The organism is Bacillus sp. LLTC93 (genome assembly GCF_002993125.1).
GTDB lineage: Bacteria > Bacillota > Bacilli > Bacillales > Bacillaceae > Bacillus > Bacillus zhangzhouensis.
In genome coordinates this window covers 532,647-553,780 of sequence record NZ_PVME01000001.1, presented here as the reverse complement: position 1 = coordinate 553,780, position 21,134 = coordinate 532,647, and the positions used below count along the sequence as shown (strand labels likewise).

The window sequence follows — 21,134 nt, the reverse complement described above, 5'->3', positions numbered from 1 at the left end:
TCTTGAAATGAAAAAGAACAAATTATGGCTGCTTACTTTCCTTACTATCGCATTGTTAGCATTCGTCACAGCATGCGGAAACAGCAGCTCAAGCGGAGATTCAAAAGACAGTAAAGGAAATGCTTCAAACAAAGATGAGGCATCAGGTTCCATTACCATCTCAGGATCATCTGCGATGCAGCCTTTAGTTCTTGCGGCAGCAGAAAAATTCATGGATAAACATCCAAAAGCCGATATTCAAGTACAAGCCGGCGGATCAGGAGCAGGTCTTTCTCAAGTATCAGAAGGTTCTGTACAAATTGGTAATTCAGATGTATTCGCTGAAGAGAAAGACGGAATCGACGCAAAAGCTTTAACAGACCATAAAGTAGCAGTTGTTGGAATGGCTGCAGCTGTAAACCCTGAAGTTGGTGTCAAAGACATCACAAAGGACGAATTGATAAAAATCTTCACTGGTAAAATCAAAAACTGGAAAGAGCTTGGCGGGAAAGACCAAAAAATTACGCTTGTAAACAGACCTGATTCTTCAGGAACTCGTGCAACATTTGTGAAATATGCACTTGATGGCGCAACACCTGCAGAAGGTATTACAGAAGAATCTTCAAATAATGTACAAAAAATCATTGCAGAAACACCAGGTGCGATTGGATACCTAGCATTTTCTTATTTAAAGGATGATAAAATTACACCGCTTAGCATTGATGGTGTGAAACCAGAAGAAAGCAATGTAGAAAGCGGTAAATATACAATTTGGGCATATGAGCACTCTTATACAAAAGGTGAACCAGAAGGTTTAGCAAAACAATTTTTAGATTATCTCATGAGTGACGAAGTACAAAAAGAAATCGTAAAAGACCAAGGCTACATCTCAGTTTCTAATATGAAAGTAGAAAGAGACGCAACAGGCAAACAAACTGATAAGTAAGAGGTCTTGAATTGCTGATGAAGGAAAAGTGGAGCTTTTCACTTTTCCTTTTATGACATTCATAGGAGTGTAGAAAAAGATGAAGCAGATAGAACAGACAGAAGCGAGCGATCGACTGATCAGCTCGAAGAAAAATAGGCAAATGGATGAAGTAAGGGGAAGTATTTTGGTGAGATTTTGCGCATTCTTAATGATTGCTGTATCAATCGCCATCACGATCTTCCTTGGTATTAAGGGTTTACAATCTTTCATCGTAAATGGTGTAAGCCCAATTGAGTTCTTAACCAGTATCAATTGGAACCCAACAGCAGAAAACCCTCAATACGGCGCATTTCCATTTATCTTTGGATCAATCGCCGTCACGCTCCTATCGGCACTCATTGCAGCGCCGCTAGGCATTGCAGGAGCGATTTTTATGACAGAAATTGCACCTGCTTGGGGGCGTAAAATCCTCCAGCCAGTCATTGAATTGCTTGTAGGGATTCCATCCGTTGTTTACGGATTCATAGGTCTTACAGTATTGGTGCCGTTTATCGGACAATTCAAGTCAAGCGGCTCGGGGCACAGTTTGTTAGCAGGAACAATTGTCCTGTCTATCATGATTCTGCCAACCGTTACATCCATTGCAACTGACGCAATGGCTTCACTTCCAAAAAGTTTACGAGAAGGATCGTATGCACTAGGCGCAACAAGATGGCAAACGATTAGACGTGTGCTTGTACCGGCAGCTCTTCCAACATTAATGACAGCGGTCGTTCTTGGAATGGCAAGAGCATTTGGAGAAGCCCTTGCCGTTCAAATGGTCATTGGAAACACGCGTAATTTACCAGAGAGCATTATGGATACAGCTGGTACATTAACAACCATTATTACGTTAAACATGGGTCACACAACGTATGGAAGTGTTGAAAACAATACACTTTGGTCAATGGGACTTGTCCTTCTAGTTGTATCGTTTATGTTCATACTCATTATCAGATACTTGTCGTCTAGGAGGAAAATTTAATGAATAGCAAAATGACCGATCGTTTTGCCACGTTTGTTTTTGGATTGTGTGCCGCCATTATTACGGCGATCCTAGTTGGTTTGTTTTCTTATATCATTTTCAACGGTGCAAAAGAATTAAACTTTGACTTTTTGACCACTCGCTCAAGTGCGATTGGCTCTGGCGGCGGAATTAGGGATCAGCTGTTTAACTCGTTTTACATTTTGTTTATTACAATGCTGATCACAGTACCACTCGGTGTCGGCGGTGGAGTGTATATGGCTGAGTATGCGCCTCAAAACAAAGTCACTGATTTTGTTCGCACATGTATTGAAGTGCTATCGTCACTTCCTTCTATTGTCATCGGCATGTTTGGTTTACTAATGTTTGTTAATTTAACAGGCTGGGGTTATACGATCATTGGAGGAGCTCTTGCACTCACTGTGTTTAACCTACCAGTGATGGTCAGGGTGACAGAAGACGCGCTTCGCTCTGTACCGAAGGATCAAAAGGAAGCATCACTAGCGCTTGGTGTGACGAAATGGCATACAGTGAAGACGATCTTGATTCCAGGTGCGATTCCTTCTATTATTACTGGTGCAATATTAGCATCAGGAAGAGTCTTCGGGGAGGCGGCTGCGCTTCTTTTCACAGCAGGTCTCACCACACCACGTCTTGATTTTACAAACTGGAGTCCATTTTCTGATACGTCACCGCTGAATATTTTTAGACCGGCAGAAACATTAGCCGTTCATATATGGAGCGTCAATACACAAGGGATCATCCCAGATGCAGAGGCCATTGCAAATGGCGCATCAGCGGTACTTGTGCTTTCAGTCTTAGTGTTCAACTTAGCAGCTAGATGGCTTGGTTCATTTATTCATAAGAAGCTTACGTCAAAATAAATTGAGAGAGGTGTGAAGGGGATATGGTTCAAATGCTGGCAGAAAAAAAAGAGATTGCAGCAAAAAAGGCTCCACTTCAATCGGAACAGATTTTACAGGTGCAGGATTTAAGCATTTATTATGGTGAAAAAAGAGCGGTCAATCAAATATCATTCGAAATTGAGAAGAACGCTATTACGGCATTGATTGGCCCATCAGGCTGCGGGAAATCAACCTTTTTACGCAGCATTAACCGCATGAATGATTTGATTCCAGGTGCGAGAAGTGAAGGGGCGATCATGTACGAAGGATTGAATATTTTAGATGATCGCATTAATGTGGTGAATTTAAGAAGAGAAATCGGCATGGTCTTCCAAAAGCCAAATCCATTTCCTAAATCAATCTACAACAACATTACGCATGCGTTAAAATATGCGGGTGAAAAAAGAAAATCAGTGCTTGATGATGCGGTAGAGGAAAGCTTAACAAAGGCAGCGCTATGGGATGAGGTCAAAGACCGTCTGCACCGCTCTGCATTGTCATTATCAGGTGGCCAGCAGCAGCGCCTTTGTATTGCACGTACACTTGCGATGAAGCCTAGCGTGCTTCTATTAGATGAACCTGCTTCTGCCTTAGACCCGATCTCAAATGCGAAAATTGAAGAACTACTTACAGAATTAAAAAATGATTATTCAATCGTCATTGTGACACACAACATGCAGCAGGCGCTTCGTGTATCTGACCGTACAGCCTTTTTCCTAAACGGTGATTTAGTGGAATACGATGCTACAGAACGTATCTTTACACGTCCTGCGCAGCAAAAAACAGAAGACTATATCAATGGTCGATTTGGATAAGGCGGGTGGATTTTGATGAATGCAGTAGCAACTGAAACAGCCAAAAAAGAAGTGTTTCGTGTGAATGATATGAACTTATGGTACGGGCAGCATCACGCACTGAAACATATTGACTTAGCCATTAGAGAGCATGAAGTCACAGCGATTATCGGACCATCAGGCTGCGGGAAGTCAACATTTATTAAGACCTTGAATCTCATGGTCAAAACAGTGCCAGGTGTGAAAATCACAGGGGATATGATGTATAACGGTGACAATATTTTAAAAGGCCGTGTCGATTTAGTAGAACTGCGTAAAAACGTCGGGATGGTGTTTCAAAAAGGGAATCCATTCCCTCAGTCTATTTTTGATAATGTCGTATATGGCCCAAGAATTCATGGAGTGAAGAGCAAGCAGCAATTGAAAGAAATCGCTGAAAAAGCGCTTCGTGATGTCGCACTTTGGGATGAAGTAAAAGATCGTTTAAGTGCGCCAGCATTAGGTCTTTCCGGCGGTCAGCAGCAGCGCCTTTGTATCGCAAGAGCGATTGCTACAAGCCCAGACATCTTATTAATGGATGAACCAACATCAGCACTTGATCCTGTTTCAACGTTAAAGATCGAAGAATTGATTATGAAATTGAAGGAAAAATACACGATTGCTATTGTGACGCACAACATGCAGCAAGCGGCAAGGGTATCAGATCGAACAGCCTTCTTCTTGATGGGGGAGCTTGTTGAGGTCAATGATACAAATGTAATGTTCTCAGAGCCAAACGATCAAAGAACGAATGATTATATATCTGGACGATTTGGATAACAAAAACCCCCTGGCGGCGCTGACCTCCAGGGGGTTTTTATTGTTATTTTGTTAAGGCTTTGACGATTTGCTTGAAGGTCATACCTGTTTTTAAGTTGAATTTGCCTGCGCGAATTTCTTTATGGTAGCCGGCGTCAATGACGTAATCATTAAAATCTTTAGATGAGTTGATGATTCCGTCTTTTTCAAGCATGTCTGAAACATCACTTGTGCTCATACCGTTTTTAATCACGAATTTGACTGATTTGCCTTTTGGCTTGTCCGTTGTTTGTTTATCATTCTTAGAATCGCCGTCTTCATTTGCCTTCAGCGCTTTTTCTTTATAAACAAGAAGCTGCTGATACGTTTCACGACTGACGGATACTTCTTTTTTAGAGTCTAAATAGTTTTTCACGTCAGTGTCTGTCACTTTTGCTGCGAGGGTTTCTTTTGTCGTTGAATCAGCTGCTGCTTCATCTTTTCCAGTGAGGAAAAATACGATGGCCAGAACACCAGTTGCAAGAATCATCCCCGCTGCAAAGGTTTGGATGCTTTTTTTCGTCATACAAGCACCCTCTCGTTGTCTTTAATGATCATGTTGACATCTTCTACAGACACATGCTCTGCGCGCGCAATCGCTTCAGGCGTCATGCCATTTTGATGCTTTGAAATGATTTGTCTTGCAATGGATGGATCAATTTCTGAATGCTTGCGGACGACGATATTTGTTTCAAGTAATTCTTCTTCAAGAACCTTCATTTTCTTTTTCAGTTTATAGATTTCTTGCATTGCAGATAGTTGAAGTGTTTCAAGTTCCTGCTCTACTTCTTTAATCGGCTCTCTTTGAAAATATGAGAATGCGATCAGTACAATACTGACAACTAGCAATCCGATAATTGCAATTTCCATGTTTCATCACCTTTTATTCATATTTTAATGCTGAAAGCCAAAAAAGCTCTCATGATTGTTTCAGACAGTTTTCGACCCTTCTTTTTTATACCATAAAAAAGCTAGTTTCAAAAGGAATTGCTGAAGAAAATCACCTTTTATTCATCATTTTTCTTTTTATATGTCAAATGAGTATGAAAACTTTGCTCGCTGTCAAAATAAAAGAAGCCTGACCGATCAAAAAAGCTGTGGATAGAAGAGGGGTTCTCATGTATACAGTACGACAAAGAGTGAGGTTTTATAGGGGAGCAGGCCATTTTTCATGAAATGATCGTGCGATATGGATCAGAACGCGGACGGATTGCACTGAAAATGAAATTGATGAAAAAACATTCTAGCATTCCTAAGCTAGAAGTGGTATTATGGTTAGGTCTGAATGTGAATTGATTTTAGTTTGGAGGGAAAAACATGCGCGTAAATATTACTCTAGCTTGCACTGAATGCGGTGAGCGTAACTATATTACTAAAAAGAATAAGCGAAACAATCCAGATCGCGTTGAATTCAAAAAGTATTGCTCACGTGATAAAAAACAAACTTTACATCGTGAAACAAAGTAAGCAGCAGGGAATTTTCCTGCTGTTTTTTTATGATGGGAGATGATCTGTGTGAAAAAAGAGCTTCGCCTTCAAACATTAGCCAAGCTAGATCAGATGATTGCTGAGGAATTCGAGCGAAGCACCGCTTTCCTTCATGAGCACTTGTTTCAGCTGCCAGCATGGCAACAAGCAAATACGATTGCACTCACCATGTCTAGAGGAAAAGAGGTACCGACAATGCCTCTGATTGAAAAAGCATGGCAGGAGGGGAAAACAGTATGTGTACCGACCTGTTTCCCGGAAACAAAAGAGATGACGTTTTATGAATATACACCGGAGACGAAGATGACTTCCCGCTATTTTGGGCTGTTGGAACCCGATCCTGCGTCATCGCCAGCTGTACATAAAAAAGCGATCGATCTTATCATTGTTCCTGGGGTATGCTTCGATCAGCACGGCTACCGTATCGGTTACGGAGGCGGCTATTATGACCGGTATTTAGCTGATTATCACGGCGCCACGCTTGCTCTTTGCCTGTCTGTTCAGCAAGTAGACCATCTTCCAGCTGAACCGCATGACATATCAGTATCTATCATGGTCAGTGAGAAAGGCGCGTTTTATCAAAAGTAAAAGTCCGCTGCTTATGCGTAAGAACGGGCTTTTTTGTGTTGAGACCGTTTGGTTTGATTTATGCGTTGGTCGAAGTGAATGTTGAGTTGATATCTCTTTAAGTTTAAATTGCGGCTTCACTTGTCTGTAAGTTAACCGATTTTAATAATAGTTTACGTTTATTCATTTAATGACTTTTTAGCTATTAGGAGGCATATATTGAAAAAATTTCGAGGAAAGAAAAGATACTTCCGTAATTTGTGGAAGGAAGTTAATACTTTTGATTTACAACTTGATCATGATTATTGGTTCGATTTTTTTCATACCCATCTTGATTTTTTTGGTGTTGGGAAAAATAGCTTGAAAATAAGAAGAGAGCATATTAAAGCTCATATCGCTTTATACAATAGACTGCTAAAGCAGCTTGAAGCATTTGAAAAGCCATACCAAACATGGATATGTATTCACGAACAAGATCCAATGTTAGATGCTGTGTATGTCCATTCACCAAATCCAAATGATGATGATTTCCCGCACAAGCTTGAATTGTTAGAGACGAATTGTAAGCTGCCCCATACGTTCAAGGATTTAGTGGATCTTCATCAATTTGAAGTTTCTTATTATCAATCAGAGGGTGAAGAGGTTTATTATATTCAATCAAAAGAACAAGGGATTAGATTGTGAAGGCTGACTAATGAAAGGAACCATTCAAAGTGATAAAAACGATGGTTCATGCATAAACAAATCCTATTTAAGCCACGATACGAACATAGGAGGGAATATCATGAATAAAATGATTTGGAGCATTGTGTTCACACTATTTGCATTCGTTCTGGTGCAAAATCGTTATCGGCTGATGAATTTGATCTTAGGTCAAAATCAAGTGCGTCACTTTTTTATTAAGTGGCTGATGAAAATCCCATATTTTCGGACGAAATTTATTCGCCAAGCATTCTAATCCCGCAAAAGCCGGGATTTTTTTGTTCAGAAATGCGGATAAGAACGATTCTTGCTATAATAATGTAAAAAATGGAGCGCGAATAAATGAATGTCATAGATAGTCTATTTTGGCGAGTTGTTGATGAACTAAGACAAAAAGGATACGAGATGATTCAAAGTCCGTACCCAGAGGATGAAATATTTTTTGAAGCACCACGAAACTCAGGATATGATCTCATCCGTCTATATAGAAAAGATGTGAACTTTAGACAGGAGATCGTTCGAGATATTGAAGAGCAGACGTTTCGGATGAATCAGCTGAGAGAAGCTATGCGTAAACGATCTCTTCATCTTTTGCAGCTTCAATTTACAGCTGACGAACCAGTAGATGATTGGGAAGACATAAACGGTCAGCCGCAAAAACAGCAAAAGGTGACGGTTACACCAGTTTTACTCAACGCAAAAGCCCTTCAAAACGATGTGAATGAGCTGCAAAAATGGCTGAATACATCGCTTACAGTTGATGTAGAAGAGGCGAAGAGAGATACAGTTGAAGATGCGGTGCAGCTTAAAACGAACGTGCTTCAGGCGTTTGATGACCAGGAAAAGCAGCGTGAACGAGAACGGGCCGTTTTTCAAAATGGCAGACCGATTTTCACCTACTTGCTGATTGCTGTTCAAGTTGTCATGTTTCTTTTACTTGAGCTGTCTGGCGGAAGTACAAATACGGCCACTTTAACAGCGTTTGGTGCTAAAAATAATGTGCTGATCTTAGATGGTGAATGGTGGCGCCTGATTACACCGATGTTTTTACACATTGGCTTGACGCATTTACTCTTTAATACATTTGCTCTTTGGTCCGTTGGTGCGGCCGTTGAAAGAATTTATGGGTCGGGAAGATTTTTGCTCATTTATTTGATTTCCGGCATATTTGGCTCAATTGCGAGTTTTGTGTTTAATACGGCGATCGCAGCCGGTGCATCAGGCGCGATTTTTGGTTGTTTAGGCGCACTGTTATATTTAGCGATCTCTAACCGCAAGCTTTTCTTTCGAACAATGGGGACAAATATTATTGTGATCATCTTGATCAACTTAGGAATAGGATTCACCGTATCAGGTATTGATAATGCCGGTCACCTTGGCGGCCTTGTTGGCGGTTTTTTAGCAGCTTTAGCTGTCCGCCTGCCTAAACAGCTGCAGCCTGTCAAAATGTTTCTTGCCAGTCTTCTCCTTCTGCTTATTGGCGGTTTTGGATTGTATACAGGGTTTCATTCAGACGATCAAAAAGAAGCAGCGGCAACAAGTGAGGCAGCGAGCTTATTCGATGATAAGAACTATAGCGAAGCAAGTAAACGTTTAGAGGAATATGTGCACCAAAAGGATGCATCTGCTGAAGCACTTCATATATATGCACTCTCTGAAGCGCAGCTGGGTCACCTTGACAAGGCGGTGCAATTTTTACAAAAGTCGCTCGGAAAAGATCCAAATGAACCGAATAAACTGTATCATTTATCATTGTTGTTCTTAGAAAAAGGGGAGACAGCGAAAGCAGAAAATCTAATTGAGAAAGCCTTAAAACAAGACCCTGAAAATGATCAATTTTTAAAGCTGAAGCAATATATCGAAAACACTCAAACACGTTGAATGACTTGACTGAAAGCGCATTTATGAATACGCTTATTCTATATGTTGATTGAAAGAAATGGTGGAAATAATGAAAACGTTATATGATGTACAGCAGCTGCTCATGAGATTTGGAAATTATGTGTATTTCGGAGATCGTGAAGTGGAGTTAGAATTTATGGCAGATGAATTGAAAGAGATGTATACATCGGGAATCATAGACCGAACCGAATGGTCAAACGCAATGACCATTCTTCAAATGGAATTGGCTAAATTAAATCGAAAAACAATGTGAAGGTGGAGGTCATATGACAGGGGATTGGTTTGTAGGCGTTGATCTTGGCGGTACGACAATTAAGCTTGCGTTCATTAATCTATATGGTGAGATTCAGCATAAGTGGGAGATTCCTACGGATAAATCTGGGCAGACGATCACAGTCGATATTGCCAAATCAATTGATCATAAACTGGTTGAGATCAGTATGCCAAAATCAACTCTCATTGGTATAGGAATGGGCGCACCTGGACCCGTAGATAAAGTTTCCGGAATCGTCTATAAAACAACGAATCTGGGTTGGACAAACTATCCTTTGAAAGATCACTTAGAGGCCGAAACAGGACTTCCATCTGTGATTGAAAATGATGCGAATATTGCGGCACTCGGTGAAATGTGGAAGGGTGCAGGAGATGGCGCAAAAAACATCCTGATGGTCACACTTGGTACGGGTGTTGGCGGCGGCATTATCGTAAATGGAGAGGTTGTTCAAGGTGAAACAGGTGCTGGCGGAGAAATTGGCCATATTTGTGCAGTTCCATTCCAAGGAGCACCGTGTAACTGCGGAAGAACAGGCTGTATTGAAACCATTGCATCTGCCACGGGCATCGTCCGGCTTGCAAAGGATAAATTAGAAACCGAGCAGCATACATCTTCACTTGGGACGCTCACTTCGCTGTCTGCAAAGGCTGTATTTGAGGCGGCAGAAAACGGAGATGATCTTGGGATGCGGGTGGTAGAAGAAGTGACAACCCACCTTGGACTTGTCCTAGCGAATCTTGCCAGTGCTTTAAACCCAACAAAGATTGTCATTGGCGGTGGTGTTTCTAAAGCAGGAGAGCTTCTTCGCAGTAAAGTAGAACGCGTGGTCAAACATCATGCATTTCCGCCTTGTGCTGAAGATGTCGAAGTTGTCATTGCATCACTTGGAAACGATGCAGGTGTCATCGGCGGGGCATGGATGGCAAAAAATAAATGGCTGTCCTGAACAAAAAAGTCATAATGATGTCATTTTTATTAAAAAAGCGATATATGGGCATGAAATTGAATGTTTAGCATATTCATAAGTTTGTCATGGGGAAAAAGACATTGATTTTCCAGCACAGACAGGATAAGATATACTTTAGTTATTTTTGAAGAAGCACCAATAATTAGGGTATGTTCCTAACTTGAGTGCGCGTCCAGCATAAGGAGGTTACAATGCGAAAGAAAAGATTAAAGGCGATCTCATTTTTACTGATTGCGACTTTGTTAATGTGGGTCAAAACCTATGTTATCTATAAATCTAGCTTCAATATCAAAATTGAAAATTTCATGCAGGAGTTTATCCTGTTTATTAATCCGCTTAGCTTTCTCTTGTTTATCTTCGGTATCGGTTTATTCTTTAAAGAAAAAAATCGCAATCGATATATCATCGTGACGAGCTTTATCCTGACATTCATTTTGTTAGCCAACATTGTATTTTATCGATTCTATAGTGATTTTCTAACCATCCCCGTCCTATTTCAAACAAACAATATGGGTGACCTCGGGTCAAGTATTACCTCTTTAATTGAACCAGTCGATTTTCTAATGTTCGTTGATATCATCATTTTAATTTGGCTCTATAAAAAACAGCCTTCCTTTAGAACGGATGTCACCATTTCACGAAAGGAACGAGCAGCTTATTACTTATTTGTGGCAGCCACATTTTTCTTTAACCTTGGTTTGGCTGAAACTGAAAGACCAGAACTGTTAACTCGTTCATTTGACCGTGAGATGCTAGTGAAAAATATTAGCTTATATAACTTCCATATTTATGATGGGGTTCTGCAATCGAAGCAGTCCGCTCAACGGGCCCTTGCTGACAGCAATAGCTTAACCGAAATTGAAAACTATGTAAGCGCAAATCAAACCGACCGTAACGAAAAGACGTTTGGTCAAGCAAAAGGACGAAATGTCATTCTTGTATCACTTGAGTCTACACAGAGTTTCGTGATTAATGAAAAATTAAATGGGAAAGAAATTACCCCGTTTTTAAACAAGTTAATCAAGAAAAGCTACAACTTTACTAATTTTTATCATCAAACAGGTCAAGGGAAAACATCTGACTCAGAGTTTATTGTTGATAATTCTCTCTATCCTCTTGGAAGAGGGGCCGTTTTCTTTACAAATCCAAGCAATGAGTTTACAGCGACACCTGAGCTGTTAAAAGATGAGGGCTACCATTCTTCTGTTATTCATGCGAATAACAAAAGCTTCTGGAACCGTGACCTTATCTACGATAGCTTTGGCTACGATAAATTCTTTGATATTAAATCATTTGATGTGAATGAAGAGAACTCAGTTGGCTGGGGATTGAAAGATGGTCCGTTCTTCGAGCAGTCAGCGGAATTGATGAAGTCTATCCCGCAGCCTTTTTATACGAGATTGATTACATTAACGAACCATTTTCCGTTTGATTTAGATGAAGAAGATAAGCTCATCGATGAATATGATTCAAAGAGTAAAACGCTGAACAAGTACTTCCCTACAGTGCGTTATCAAGATGAAGCACTTAAGCTTTTCTTTAAAAAGATGAAGGAAGCAGGCTTATACGATAACTCCATTTTTGTTTTATATGGGGATCATTACGGAATTTCAGAAAACCATAACGAAGCCATGGGGCAATTCTTAGATAAAGAGATTACACCATTTGAAGAAGTTCAGCTTCAAAAAGTTCCTTTTGTTGTACACATACCAGGGATAACCGATCAAAATCCTAAAGAAATTCATGCGGTGGGTGGTCAGGTGGATATCCGTCCAACTGTACTCAATCTTCTAGGAATTGATACAAGCAAGCAAATTCAATTTGGTCATGACCTATTATCAAAAGATACAAATGACTTTACAGTGCTCCGTGATGGAAGCTTTATTACGAAGGACAGCATTTTCACAGACGGTGTTTGCTATAATAAAGAAACGGGCGAGCCGAGAGATGATGAAACCGTTTGTCAGTCTTATGAAGAAAAGGCGAAGCAAGAGCTTCAATTTTCTGATCAAATTATCTACGGGGATCTCCTTAGATTTTATGACCGGAACAGCCCGGACCATTCACCTTCCAAAAAAGAAGATGAGAGTGAGCTGAAAAAGGCGTCCTAACATATGAGAAAACCTCTGCGATTTTAGAAGCAGAGGTTTTCTTTTTTTGCAGGCTGGCTCATATAGTATGAGAGGAGGGATGTAAATGAAGACACCGTCGTTTGGAAAAATTGAATGGCAGTTGGATGAAGCCAGGATGAATGATGTGGCAAAGCAGCTTGGTATAGGGAAAGCGGCCTTCAAATTATCCAATCAAACAAGTACCGAGCATCTTTTTTTACCTGGATATAGACTCCCAGAAGGTACCTATACATTTCAATCCATAGGTGATATGCAGAGATTTATTTCGCCTTACCGGCTGCAGCAATCAGATGATTGGATCAACGGAACATTTGAATACGATAGCGCGCAATTAAAAGAAGAGTTAAGACATTTGAAAGGCGTATTTCCTTTTCTTCATATCAGTGTGATTGGTCATTCAGTGCTCGATACACCTATTTATGAAATTCGTACAGAGCCTGTTCAGCATTTACATTCTATTCATCTCAATGCCTCTTTTCATGCAAATGAATGGATCACCACCTCTATTTTATTAAAATGGTTGAAATCCCTTTGTTTAGCAGCGTCTGACCCAGTGCAAGCGAGACATTATGAAGCGGTTCATATACTGCAAACCACTGCGCTATCCATTGTGCCAATGGTTAATCCAGATGGAGTGGATTTGGTTCGCAATGGCCCAGAATCACTAGGTCTAAGCAGTGAAGAATTGACATCGCTAAATGGTGGGCTTTCCGATTTTCGAGAATGGAAAGCGAATATTCGAGGGGTGGATTTAAATAATCAATTTCCTGCTTATTGGGAAATCGAATACTATCGTAATCAGCCGAAAGTGCCGTCTTATCGGGATTTTCCTGGTGATCAGCCGTTAACAGAACCAGAAGCGAAAGCGATGGCAAATCTTGCGTTACGTAAGCGGTTTGACCGGCTGATTGCCCTTCATACACAAGGAGAAGAAATATACTGGGGCTTTCTTGGCCACGAACCAGCGATATCCAAAAATACGGTCAAACGATTAGAACATGTGAGCGGCTACAAGCCGATTCAATATCTTGATAGCTATGCAGGCTATCGAGATTGGTTTATTTATCAATTTCAAAGTGAGGGTTATACAGTGGAGCTTGGTCTAGGGAAGAATCCTCTTTCCATGAATCAATTTGATTCCATCTATGAAAAAACAAGGCGGCTATTATGGGAAGCATGTAAGTATTAAAAAGCACCTGTCTGGTGCTTTTTAACATTTGAGAATAACGCAATTTCTTATTGTCAATATAAACAGCGTTGAAGTGATTGACGAGGGCCTTCTTGTAAGCTATTGTGAAAGAAATGGATGTAAAAAAAAGGATATGTTTTAGGGAGATGTCGATCATTGAGTGCTCAAAGCTTGTGGACAAGAAATTTCACTTACTTATTTGTTTCTAAAATGTGCAAAATCACTGCTGATAGTTTATCTTTCAACACCATCTTGTGGCTTTTAGTACTTGGCGGGAAAGGGGCAATAGGAACAGCTTTTTTTATTGCAGTCAGCTTTGTTCCTCAAGCGATTGTTGGTCCATTTATTACCCCAATGATGAAGCCCCATCAATTGAAATTTTGGATGTGTTTTGCTGATTTAACACGAGGAGCGATTATCCTTGTGATCGTGATCAGTTATTTTCATGGTTTTTCCCCATTAGCACTCATCATTGGCGGTATGCTGCTGCATTCGGCGACAGGAGGCTCCTATGAACCGGCTTCGGTATCGATTATTCCAAAGCTTGTGCATGAGGATGTCATTCAAAAAGCGAATGCAACCATCCAATCAGCAAGTCATGTGGTAAGGCTTGTGACGGTTACGATTTGTGGTGTTATGATTGCGTTTGTAGGGGTAGGGTATACAATGCTTGTGATCATTCCTCTTTACCTCATATCAGCTTTATTGGTTTTAATGATTACATATCAAACAGAAGTCATCATTGATAAAGGAAAAAAAGGGTTATCATACGGCAAAAGATTAATTCGAGGATTCTCACTTGTTAGAAGCCATCATATTTTGTTTCCATTAGCGATTTTTTGTGTTTGCTCAAACTTCGCTGCGGCACCATGGGAGGCATTGTCTGTTATTTATTTAACAGAAGACTTACATAGCGGACCTGTCGTATATTCATTGATCAAAGTCACCACGGCACTAGGTGCATTTCTGATGGGGTTTGTTTTGACAAAGGTTAAAGTGAATCGGTATGGATTGCTGTTTATAGGTGCTGGGATCGTTGATGGTATCGCGTTCTTCATCACAGGAATGAACGCATTATTACCACTTGTGTTTATATCAGCTTTTGCCCTAGGTGCAGCCATTAGTGCAGTCAATGTACCCGAACATACGATGATTCAATTGTCAGTGAAGGCAGAGGATCAGCCGCAAGTGTATGCGATTATCAACATGATCTCCTATTTAATGATTCCGTTAGGCGCCCTCATCGGCGGCTATATGGCAACTCTATTTGGTTCTGGGTATGTCATTGCGGCAGGAGGAATCATTGAAGCTGTTTCTGGTATCTGTCTGCTTCTGTTCACAAAGATTGGGAAGGTAGAGAGGACGGACTTGACGATAGAACGAGACAAACCTGGCTTAAACGCAACGTGATCATGGCTTTTTTAAATGAGGATGGGTTACAATGAGGACGAGAAAACATGAGGATTCGATTGAAAGGAGCAAGAAACATGGCCATAGCAGATGTCACCATCATTCCAATAGGCACTGAAACACCAAGTGTGAGTGCGTATGTAGCAGATGTACAAAGAATTTTAGAAGGCTTTCAACAAGAAGGAAAAATCAAATATCAATTAACACCGATGAATACGTTAATTGAAGGTGAATTATCCATATTATTTGAGGTCATTCAGCGCATTCATGAGGCGCCTTTTGAAAAGGGATTGCACCGAGTAGCCACCAATATTCGCATTGATGACAGACGGGATCAAACCACAACCCTTACAAGTAAATTAGAAAGTGTGAATAAGCACTTGAATCAATAAAAAAAGCCTGCTATATGCAGGCTTTCAGCGTGTAGATAAACCCTAGCATTCTTTGTCAGTCCTGCGTGCCGGTGCTCACGAATATCAAATTCGCTCTGCTCCGGTACTCGTCCTTCCTAGACTGCAAAGGTTTTCAATCACGCTGAAAAGAAGACAAAGGGCTAAAATAAAGATCATTTTAGCCCTTTGTCAACAATCTGAAAGCCTGCTATATGCAGGCTTTTAATGTGCAGTTGGATAACCGCTATAGATGATGGTCATGACAGTAAACCATCCAAAAACCAAAAATGTAGCGCCAGCAAAAGCGATGGCAAGTACGTTCACTTTTTTAAGTGAGCGATAGATGCCGAGAGCGGCTAAAATCGTGACTAGACCGAAAATAATGACGAGCATCATATGAAAATCCCCCTTTGTCATCAATCCCCTTGATTTCCTTTCTTTTCATTTTAACCGTTTTCATAAAGCTTGTCGAGTAGATTCCAGTTGACGATTGTTTGAATTTTTATTGAATAGCCTTCATAATAAAAAAGAATGAATAAAGTAGGTGATGAAAAATGAATTGGAGAAGAATGCCACTAGGCTATGTACAAGCAAATGCGTATATTTGGAAAAATGAGCAGGGAGAATGCTTAATTTTTGATCCAGGCGGTGAAGCGCAAAAGCTGATTTCCTATGTAAAAGAAAAACAGCTCACACCGCTCGCTGTCTTACTGACACATGCCCATTTTGATCATATTGGTGCGGCAGATGAGGTGCGCGCAGAGTGGGGAGTGCCACTATATGTACACGAAAATGAAAAAGAATGGCTCACAAATGCTGAGTTAAACGGTTCAGCTCGATTGATTGGAAATGGAATTACAGTCAAAGAAGCTGAAAAAGTGATTACGTCAGAAGGAACTCTTCAAATTGGATCGTTTACACTAGAGATGTTCCATACACCTGGGCATTCACCAGGCAGTGTGTCTTACTATTCGGCAGAAGAAGGATTTGTCATTTCTGGTGACACTCTATTCGAAGGCGGCATCGGAAGAACAGATTTAGTGGGAGGCAGTCAGGATGTGCTGCTTCAATCTATTCATGACAAATTGTTGTCATTGCCAGAATCAACTCTTGTTTTAAGCGGGCATGGCGGAGAAACCACTGTGCTTACAGAGCAGGAGCAAAATCCGTTTATTCATGGTTTTTCTCTTTAATCGTAGGCATGAAAAAAGCATCTCTTCTTAAAGAGATGCTCAGCGTGTAGACAAACCCTCGCATTCGGTGTCAGTCCTGCGCGCCGGTGCTCACGAATGTCAAATTCGCTCCGCTCCAGTGCTCGTCCTTCCTAGACTTCAAAGGTTTTCAATCACGCTGAAAAGAAGACAAAGGGCTAAAATAAAGATCATTTTAGCCCTTTGTCAACAATCTGAGCATCTCTTCTTAAAGAGATGCTTTTTTCTATTAATGTCCGGTACCGGGAACCATGATGAAAATCGAATAATATGTAAATCCGGCAAAGAAAATCGTCAAGTACGCTCCGAAAATGTAAATATACATTCTTTCGGATAAATTCAAGTAGGATAAAAATACAAAAAGAACGGTTTGACCGAAGAATAGCAAGGATGCATCTTTCATATGTCCTAAATAGAACATGACAGCAAAAATACCCGTCCAAAAGCCAAGCACGCGGAACATGCGATTCATTTCTTTCCCTCCCCTTAAAAAACCCCTTTGATACATATTATAGCTGATCATCACTTGTTATGTAAACATTTACATTTTTGACAACGTGTGAACATTTAATTAGTAAGTAAAAAAATTTTTTTGAAAAAGTGATGAAAAAGTGTTTATGCCTAAATACATGAGGGTACTTACTCCATAAGAGAAAAGGTTAACGACCTAAGGAGGAAGACTAATGAGTGACATTACTTTTTATTCATACCCGAGCTGCACGTCTTGCCGCAAAACAAAACATTGGCTAAAGGCGAATCAAATTGATTTTAAAGAGCGTCACCTTTTCAGAGAAACGCCAACTCTAGATGAATTAAAAAAGATTCTTTCCTTAACAACAGAGGGAATGGATGAAATTTTAGCCACGCGAAGTCAAGCTTTTAAAAGCTTAAATTTAAATATTAATGATTTAAAAGTAAACGAGGTACTTGAACTACTCATCGAAAAACCAAAGTTGCTGCGGAGACCGATCATCATTGATGGGAATAAGTTAGTGGTTGGCTATAATCCCGGGGAACTCATGAAAATATCAAAAAAGAAAGCGATTCATCAATCGGTTTCCTAATAAAAAACGAAGATCAGCTGAAACATGCTTCAGCCGTCTTCGTTTTTGTGCTGAACTGGGCTAGCTGGGTTCGAACCAACGATCACGGAGTCAAAGTCCATTGCCTTACCACTTGGCTATAGCCCAATATCAAACGTGTAATGATATTGTTCACCATCTGCGGTCATTTATACATAAAAGTTGGTTTGTCACTAGTTTTAAGTGAAAAAGGAGCGGAAGAAATAAATGAAAAATGAAAAATCTGAGCAATTATATGAATTTATCCTAAAAGAAGCCCCTGTCATGACCGAAGAATGGCTGAAAACAAGAACAGAAGAAGGATCATTATACTCTAGACATGCTTCAGAGGAGACAGAAAAGAAGCTGAAGGAACAGAACACAGCGTTTATTCAAACCATTGCAGCGACGCTTGTAACGGTATCAGACAAAGTAGAGAATCATTTGAAAAAGTGGTCTATTGATATTGCACGTGATCGAGCTGTTCACGAGGTGCCTTTATATGAAATCATCGGACAATTTAAGATATTCCGCCACATTTTCTGTTCGAGAATTGAGACTTTCACACAAGAAACAAAGCTTGAAGTGACGCTGCAAGATGTGTGCGGGTGGAATCAGCACTTTCACGGCACGTTTGATGATATGATTGAGCGTTTATCAGAAGAATATGACCGCGTGACCCTGAGTCAGCTAAATGCACAAAGAGAAATGATCCAAGAACTTAGTGCCCCTGTTATTCCAGTTTCAAAAGAGATCGGGATTTTGCCGCTAATCGGCGAAATAGATACGTACCGGGCCAAAATTATTTTGGAGTCAGTACTAGAACAGGCTTCGAGACTGCGTCTGACCCATTTATTTATTGATATATCTGGCGTACCAATCGTTGATACAATGGTTGCTTATCAGCTCTTTAAAGTGGTGGATAGTGCGAAGCTTCTAGGAATTGAGACGATTATTTCAGGTATTCGACCAGAGATTGCACAGACAGTTGTCAAACTAGGCATTGATTTCTCAAAAGTAAACACTGAACATAGCCTTGCAAAAGCGTTAGAAAAGAGAGGATTCCGTATCTTTGAAGAGCAGCCGCAAGAAGCAATATGATCAAAAAACCTGAACTTATAAAAGTCAGGTTTTTTTATATGCTCTTTTTTTATATTTAATAAAATGCATCCTAATTTGAGGATTTTAACGCTTGATCAGGCGTTAAAATCATGAAATGCGCTTTTGTCATACTGGTTCCTCCACCTTACAATATGGTCAGAGAAAGGAGTGAATCACTTGTATGGGATTGAATATTTGGGACAAGAGCTGCTAGAAGAAGCATGCCGCATGAGAGCATCTGATGTGCATATTGTCCTAAAAGAAAAGGAAGCTTCGGTATCTTTCCGTGTAGACTCAGATTTAATCCAGCAGCGAACCATTGATAAAAAACGCGGGGAGCGGTTAATTGCTCATTTTAAATTTTTATCTTCAATGGATATCGGCGAAAAAAGGAGACCGCAAAACGGATCATTGGCAGTGATGCTAAGAACTGGCCAAGTGTTTGTTCGGATGTCTACATTACCGACTGTGAATGATGAAAGTTTGGTGATTAGAATTTTACCGCAGGATCATGTCCCGGAAATAAAATATCTGTCGTTATTTCCGAAAGCCTCAGCTAGATTACTATCATTTTTGAATCATTCGCATGGACTCATTTTATTTACTGGGCCAACAAATTCAGGGAAAACAACAACACTTTATTCATTGATACAGTTTGCAAAAAAGCATTTTAACCGAAATATTATTACACTTGAAGATCCTGTGGAAACAAGAAATGAAGAAGTGTTACAGGTCCAAGTCAATGAAAAAGCAGGCATCACGTATGCGGCAGGATTACGCGCTATTTTAAGACATGACCCAGATATGATTGTGTTAGGAGAAATAAGAGATGCTGAAACAGCTAGAACGGCAATTAGAGCAGCACTGACAGGCCATTTAGTGCTGAGTACGCTGCATGCGAAAAATGCAAAAGGTGCTCTTTATCGAATGCTTGAATTTGGTGTGACGATGAATGAACTCGAACAAACAATGGTTGCGATTGCTGCGCAACGATTAATCGAGCTCACGTGTCCTTTTTGCGGGGAAACGTGTCAGCTTTATTGCAAATTAAATCGACCAGTCAGACGAACAAATGTTTTTGAATTACTTTACGGAAAGGAGCTTGGTGAGTGTATCAAAGAGGCCAAAGGAGAATATGCTCACTCGTCATATGAAACACTGCAAAGATTAATTCGTAAAGGAGTGGCACTGGGCTATCTATCGAAAAACACATATCATCGCTGGGTTTATGAAGAAGCGAGTCTCTAAAGCCTGGTCTAGAAGAGAACAAGCTGAATTTCTATCAAAACTTGCTCAATTGATTCAAGCTGGATATACATTGATTGAGGCATTAACGATGGTGAATATCCAGTTATCAAAGAAACAACAGCTGCTATTAACTAGAGGCATTCAGTGGCTGCTTGAAGGGGAGTCTTTTTATGTGGTGCTGGAGAGATTTCATTTTCAGAGAGAAGTCATTGCCATTCTCTGTTTTTCAGAGAAGCATGGCAGCCTATCACGCGCTCTTGAACAAAGCTCACGTTTTTTAGAGAAAAAAATCAAGCAGTTAGACTCGTTCAAACGCATGTTACGGTACCCGATCTTCCTCATCTTTACGGTTTTAGTTGTCCTGATACTTGTTCAGCAGATGATCATTCCTCAATTTTCTTTATTGTACTCGTCAATGGATACCCGCATGTCATGGCTGATCCAAGGGATGTTTGCACTCTTTCAATTCCTACATGCTTTCCTCCTCATCATAGGCTGTATGTGTATCTGTCTGACTGGATATTATCATGTCTTTTTTAAGAAAAAGTCGACCCTTGAGAAACTGAGAGTGTTGAGCAGGTTGCCTATGTTATATAAAGGGATGCAGCTGATGCATACGTATCTTTTTTCTCTTCAGCTAAGCGGGCTTCTTCAAGCTGGATTATCGATGTACGAAAGCTTGCAAGCTTTCAAACAGCAAAGCTATTTACCCTTTCTTCAAGAAATATCTGAACGGATGATCGGAGAGTTAAGAAAAGGAGAAAGCATGGAACATCAAATAAGTGGGTCTCCTTTTTTTGAAAAACATTTTGCAGCTGTCATCAAACATGGTGAAGCTAGCGGGATGCTTGCCAGAGAATTGTATACGTATAGTCAATTCCTATTAGAGAATGCAGAGCTGAAAATTGAAAAATGGGTTTCATGGCTGCAGCCGGTCATATATGGTTTGACAGCGCTTCTTATACTCATTGTGTATTTATCTATTCTTTTACCGATGTATCAACTAATGGAACAAGTGTGAGA

At 40.3% G+C, this 21,134-nt stretch carries 25 protein-coding genes and 1 tRNA gene; 21 read left to right on the top strand and 5 right to left on the bottom strand.

Features of this window, described 5'->3' with window-relative positions; genetic code table 11:
• The first annotated feature begins 7 nt into the window (after positions 1-7).
• The 5 genes from C6W18_RS02995 (at position 8) to pstB (C6W18_RS02975) (ending at position 4,449) form a co-directional block, all read left to right on the top strand.
• Positions 8-925 (top strand): phosphate ABC transporter substrate-binding protein, encoded by a 918-nt coding sequence (locus C6W18_RS02995; RefSeq protein ID WP_105925868.1) that lies wholly within the window; start codon positions 8-10, stop codon positions 923-925.
• A 79-nt stretch (positions 926-1,004) separates the two neighbouring features.
• Positions 1,005-1,931, top strand: coding sequence for a phosphate ABC transporter permease subunit PstC (gene pstC, locus C6W18_RS02990; protein WP_105925866.1), 927 nt, complete (start codon positions 1,005-1,007; stop codon positions 1,929-1,931).
• The gene (gene pstA, locus C6W18_RS02985) at positions 1,931-2,815 is read left to right on the top strand and encodes a phosphate ABC transporter permease PstA (RefSeq protein ID WP_105925864.1); all 885 of its coding nucleotides are present in this window, start codon (positions 1,931-1,933) and stop codon (positions 2,813-2,815) included. The genes pstC and pstA overlap by 1 nt, the downstream gene beginning before the upstream one ends.
• Before the next feature lie 23 nt (positions 2,816-2,838).
• Positions 2,839-3,651, top strand: coding sequence for a phosphate ABC transporter ATP-binding protein PstB (gene pstB, locus C6W18_RS02980; protein ID WP_034319571.1), 813 nt, complete (start codon positions 2,839-2,841; stop codon positions 3,649-3,651).
• A gap of 15 nt (positions 3,652-3,666) precedes the next feature.
• Positions 3,667-4,449, top strand: coding sequence for a phosphate ABC transporter ATP-binding protein PstB (pstB, locus tag C6W18_RS02975; protein WP_066030657.1), 783 nt, complete (start codon positions 3,667-3,669; stop codon positions 4,447-4,449).
• A 43-nt stretch (positions 4,450-4,492) separates the two neighbouring features.
• On the opposite strand, the gene C6W18_RS02970 is transcribed toward pstB (C6W18_RS02975), so the two are convergent.
• Together C6W18_RS02970 and C6W18_RS02965 are read right to left on the bottom strand one after the other, a co-directional pair.
• Positions 4,493-4,993: an endolytic transglycosylase MltG gene (locus C6W18_RS02970; protein WP_105925862.1), complete on the bottom strand. Its 501-nt coding sequence runs from the start codon at positions 4,991-4,993 to the stop codon at positions 4,493-4,495.
• Complete coding sequence (locus tag C6W18_RS02965; protein ID WP_034319579.1) at positions 4,990-5,337, bottom strand: hypothetical protein; 348 nt, start codon at positions 5,335-5,337, stop codon at positions 4,990-4,992. The genes C6W18_RS02970 and C6W18_RS02965 overlap by 4 nt, the downstream gene beginning before the upstream one ends.
• Positions 5,338-5,784: 447 nt before the next feature.
• Here C6W18_RS02965 and rpmG point away from each other — a divergent pair, with 447 nt between their 5' ends.
• The 11 genes from rpmG to C6W18_RS02915 all read left to right on the top strand — a co-directional run bounded on the left by rpmG (position 5,785) and on the right by C6W18_RS02915 (position 15,490).
• Positions 5,785-5,934 carry a 50S ribosomal protein L33 gene (gene rpmG / locus C6W18_RS02960; protein WP_008360061.1) on the top strand — a complete coding sequence of 50 codons (150 nt, stop codon included), beginning with the start codon at positions 5,785-5,787 and terminating at the stop codon, positions 5,932-5,934.
• A gap of 48 nt (positions 5,935-5,982) precedes the next feature.
• The gene (locus C6W18_RS02955; protein ID WP_105925860.1) at positions 5,983-6,543 is read left to right on the top strand and encodes a 5-formyltetrahydrofolate cyclo-ligase; all 561 of its coding nucleotides are present in this window, start codon (positions 5,983-5,985) and stop codon (positions 6,541-6,543) included.
• Positions 6,544-6,741: 198 nt separating this feature from the next.
• Positions 6,742-7,206, top strand: coding sequence for a hypothetical protein (locus tag C6W18_RS02950; RefSeq protein WP_105925858.1), 465 nt, complete (start codon positions 6,742-6,744; stop codon positions 7,204-7,206).
• A 100-nt stretch (positions 7,207-7,306) separates the two neighbouring features.
• Positions 7,307-7,480 carry a hypothetical protein gene (locus C6W18_RS19915; protein ID WP_017367602.1) on the top strand — a complete coding sequence of 58 codons (174 nt, stop codon included), beginning with the start codon at positions 7,307-7,309 and terminating at the stop codon, positions 7,478-7,480.
• 86 nt (positions 7,481-7,566) lie between these two features.
• Positions 7,567-9,105 carry a rhomboid family protein gene (locus tag C6W18_RS02945; RefSeq protein WP_105925855.1) on the top strand — a complete coding sequence of 513 codons (1,539 nt, stop codon included), beginning with the start codon at positions 7,567-7,569 and terminating at the stop codon, positions 9,103-9,105.
• Positions 9,106-9,175: 70 nt separating this feature from the next.
• Positions 9,176-9,379, top strand: a complete 204-nt coding sequence (locus C6W18_RS02940) for a YqgQ family protein (RefSeq protein ID WP_008342322.1) — start codon at positions 9,176-9,178, stop codon at positions 9,377-9,379.
• A gap of 13 nt (positions 9,380-9,392) precedes the next feature.
• Positions 9,393-10,346 (top strand): ROK family glucokinase, encoded by a 954-nt coding sequence (locus tag C6W18_RS02935; protein WP_105925853.1) that lies wholly within the window; start codon positions 9,393-9,395, stop codon positions 10,344-10,346.
• Between the two features lie 212 nt (positions 10,347-10,558).
• Positions 10,559-12,478 (top strand): LTA synthase family protein, encoded by a 1,920-nt coding sequence (locus C6W18_RS02930; RefSeq protein WP_105925851.1) that lies wholly within the window; start codon positions 10,559-10,561, stop codon positions 12,476-12,478.
• 85 nt (positions 12,479-12,563) lie between these two features.
• The gene (locus C6W18_RS02925) at positions 12,564-13,688 is read left to right on the top strand and encodes a M14 family metallopeptidase (RefSeq protein ID WP_105925849.1); all 1,125 of its coding nucleotides are present in this window, start codon (positions 12,564-12,566) and stop codon (positions 13,686-13,688) included.
• Between the two features lie 156 nt (positions 13,689-13,844).
• The gene (locus tag C6W18_RS02920) at positions 13,845-15,098 is read left to right on the top strand and encodes an MFS transporter (RefSeq protein WP_034319594.1); all 1,254 of its coding nucleotides are present in this window, start codon (positions 13,845-13,847) and stop codon (positions 15,096-15,098) included.
• Positions 15,099-15,175: 77 nt separating this feature from the next.
• Positions 15,176-15,490, top strand: a complete 315-nt coding sequence (locus tag C6W18_RS02915) for an MTH1187 family thiamine-binding protein (protein ID WP_034319597.1) — start codon at positions 15,176-15,178, stop codon at positions 15,488-15,490.
• A gap of 222 nt (positions 15,491-15,712) precedes the next feature.
• On the opposite strand, the gene C6W18_RS02910 is transcribed toward C6W18_RS02915, so the two are convergent.
• On the bottom strand, positions 15,713-15,886 hold the full coding sequence (locus C6W18_RS02910; RefSeq protein WP_003217333.1) for a DUF2759 domain-containing protein: 174 nt from the start codon (positions 15,884-15,886) through the stop codon (positions 15,713-15,715).
• Positions 15,887-16,044: 158 nt separating this feature from the next.
• Between C6W18_RS02910 and C6W18_RS02905 the strand changes: the two genes are divergently transcribed.
• The gene (locus C6W18_RS02905; protein WP_105925847.1) at positions 16,045-16,683 is read left to right on the top strand and encodes an MBL fold metallo-hydrolase; all 639 of its coding nucleotides are present in this window, start codon (positions 16,045-16,047) and stop codon (positions 16,681-16,683) included.
• A 247-nt stretch (positions 16,684-16,930) separates the two neighbouring features.
• Here C6W18_RS02905 and C6W18_RS02895 read toward each other — a convergent pair whose 3' ends face one another.
• On the bottom strand, positions 16,931-17,173 hold the full coding sequence (locus C6W18_RS02895; RefSeq protein WP_003217440.1) for a DUF2626 domain-containing protein: 243 nt from the start codon (positions 17,171-17,173) through the stop codon (positions 16,931-16,933).
• Between the two features lie 211 nt (positions 17,174-17,384).
• Between C6W18_RS02895 and C6W18_RS02890 the strand changes: the two genes are divergently transcribed.
• The gene (locus C6W18_RS02890) at positions 17,385-17,765 is read left to right on the top strand and encodes a Spx/MgsR family RNA polymerase-binding regulatory protein (protein WP_034319603.1); all 381 of its coding nucleotides are present in this window, start codon (positions 17,385-17,387) and stop codon (positions 17,763-17,765) included.
• Between the two features lie 55 nt (positions 17,766-17,820).
• Here C6W18_RS02890 and C6W18_RS02885 read toward each other — a convergent pair.
• Positions 17,821-17,891, bottom strand: a tRNA-Gln gene (locus tag C6W18_RS02885).
• A 99-nt stretch (positions 17,892-17,990) separates the two neighbouring features.
• Here C6W18_RS02885 and C6W18_RS02880 point away from each other — a divergent pair.
• The 3 genes from C6W18_RS02880 to comGB all read left to right on the top strand — a co-directional run bounded on the left by C6W18_RS02880 (position 17,991) and on the right by comGB (position 21,132).
• Positions 17,991-18,863 carry an STAS domain-containing protein gene (locus C6W18_RS02880; RefSeq protein ID WP_105925843.1) on the top strand — a complete coding sequence of 291 codons (873 nt, stop codon included), beginning with the start codon at positions 17,991-17,993 and terminating at the stop codon, positions 18,861-18,863.
• Between the two features lie 177 nt (positions 18,864-19,040).
• The gene (comGA, locus tag C6W18_RS02875; protein ID WP_105925841.1) at positions 19,041-20,111 is read left to right on the top strand and encodes a competence type IV pilus ATPase ComGA; all 1,071 of its coding nucleotides are present in this window, start codon (positions 19,041-19,043) and stop codon (positions 20,109-20,111) included.
• Positions 20,092-21,132, top strand: a complete 1,041-nt coding sequence (comGB, locus tag C6W18_RS02870) for a competence type IV pilus assembly protein ComGB (protein WP_105925839.1) — start codon at positions 20,092-20,094, stop codon at positions 21,130-21,132. The genes comGA and comGB overlap by 20 nt, the downstream gene beginning before the upstream one ends.
• Positions 21,133-21,134: the final 2 nt, after the last annotated feature.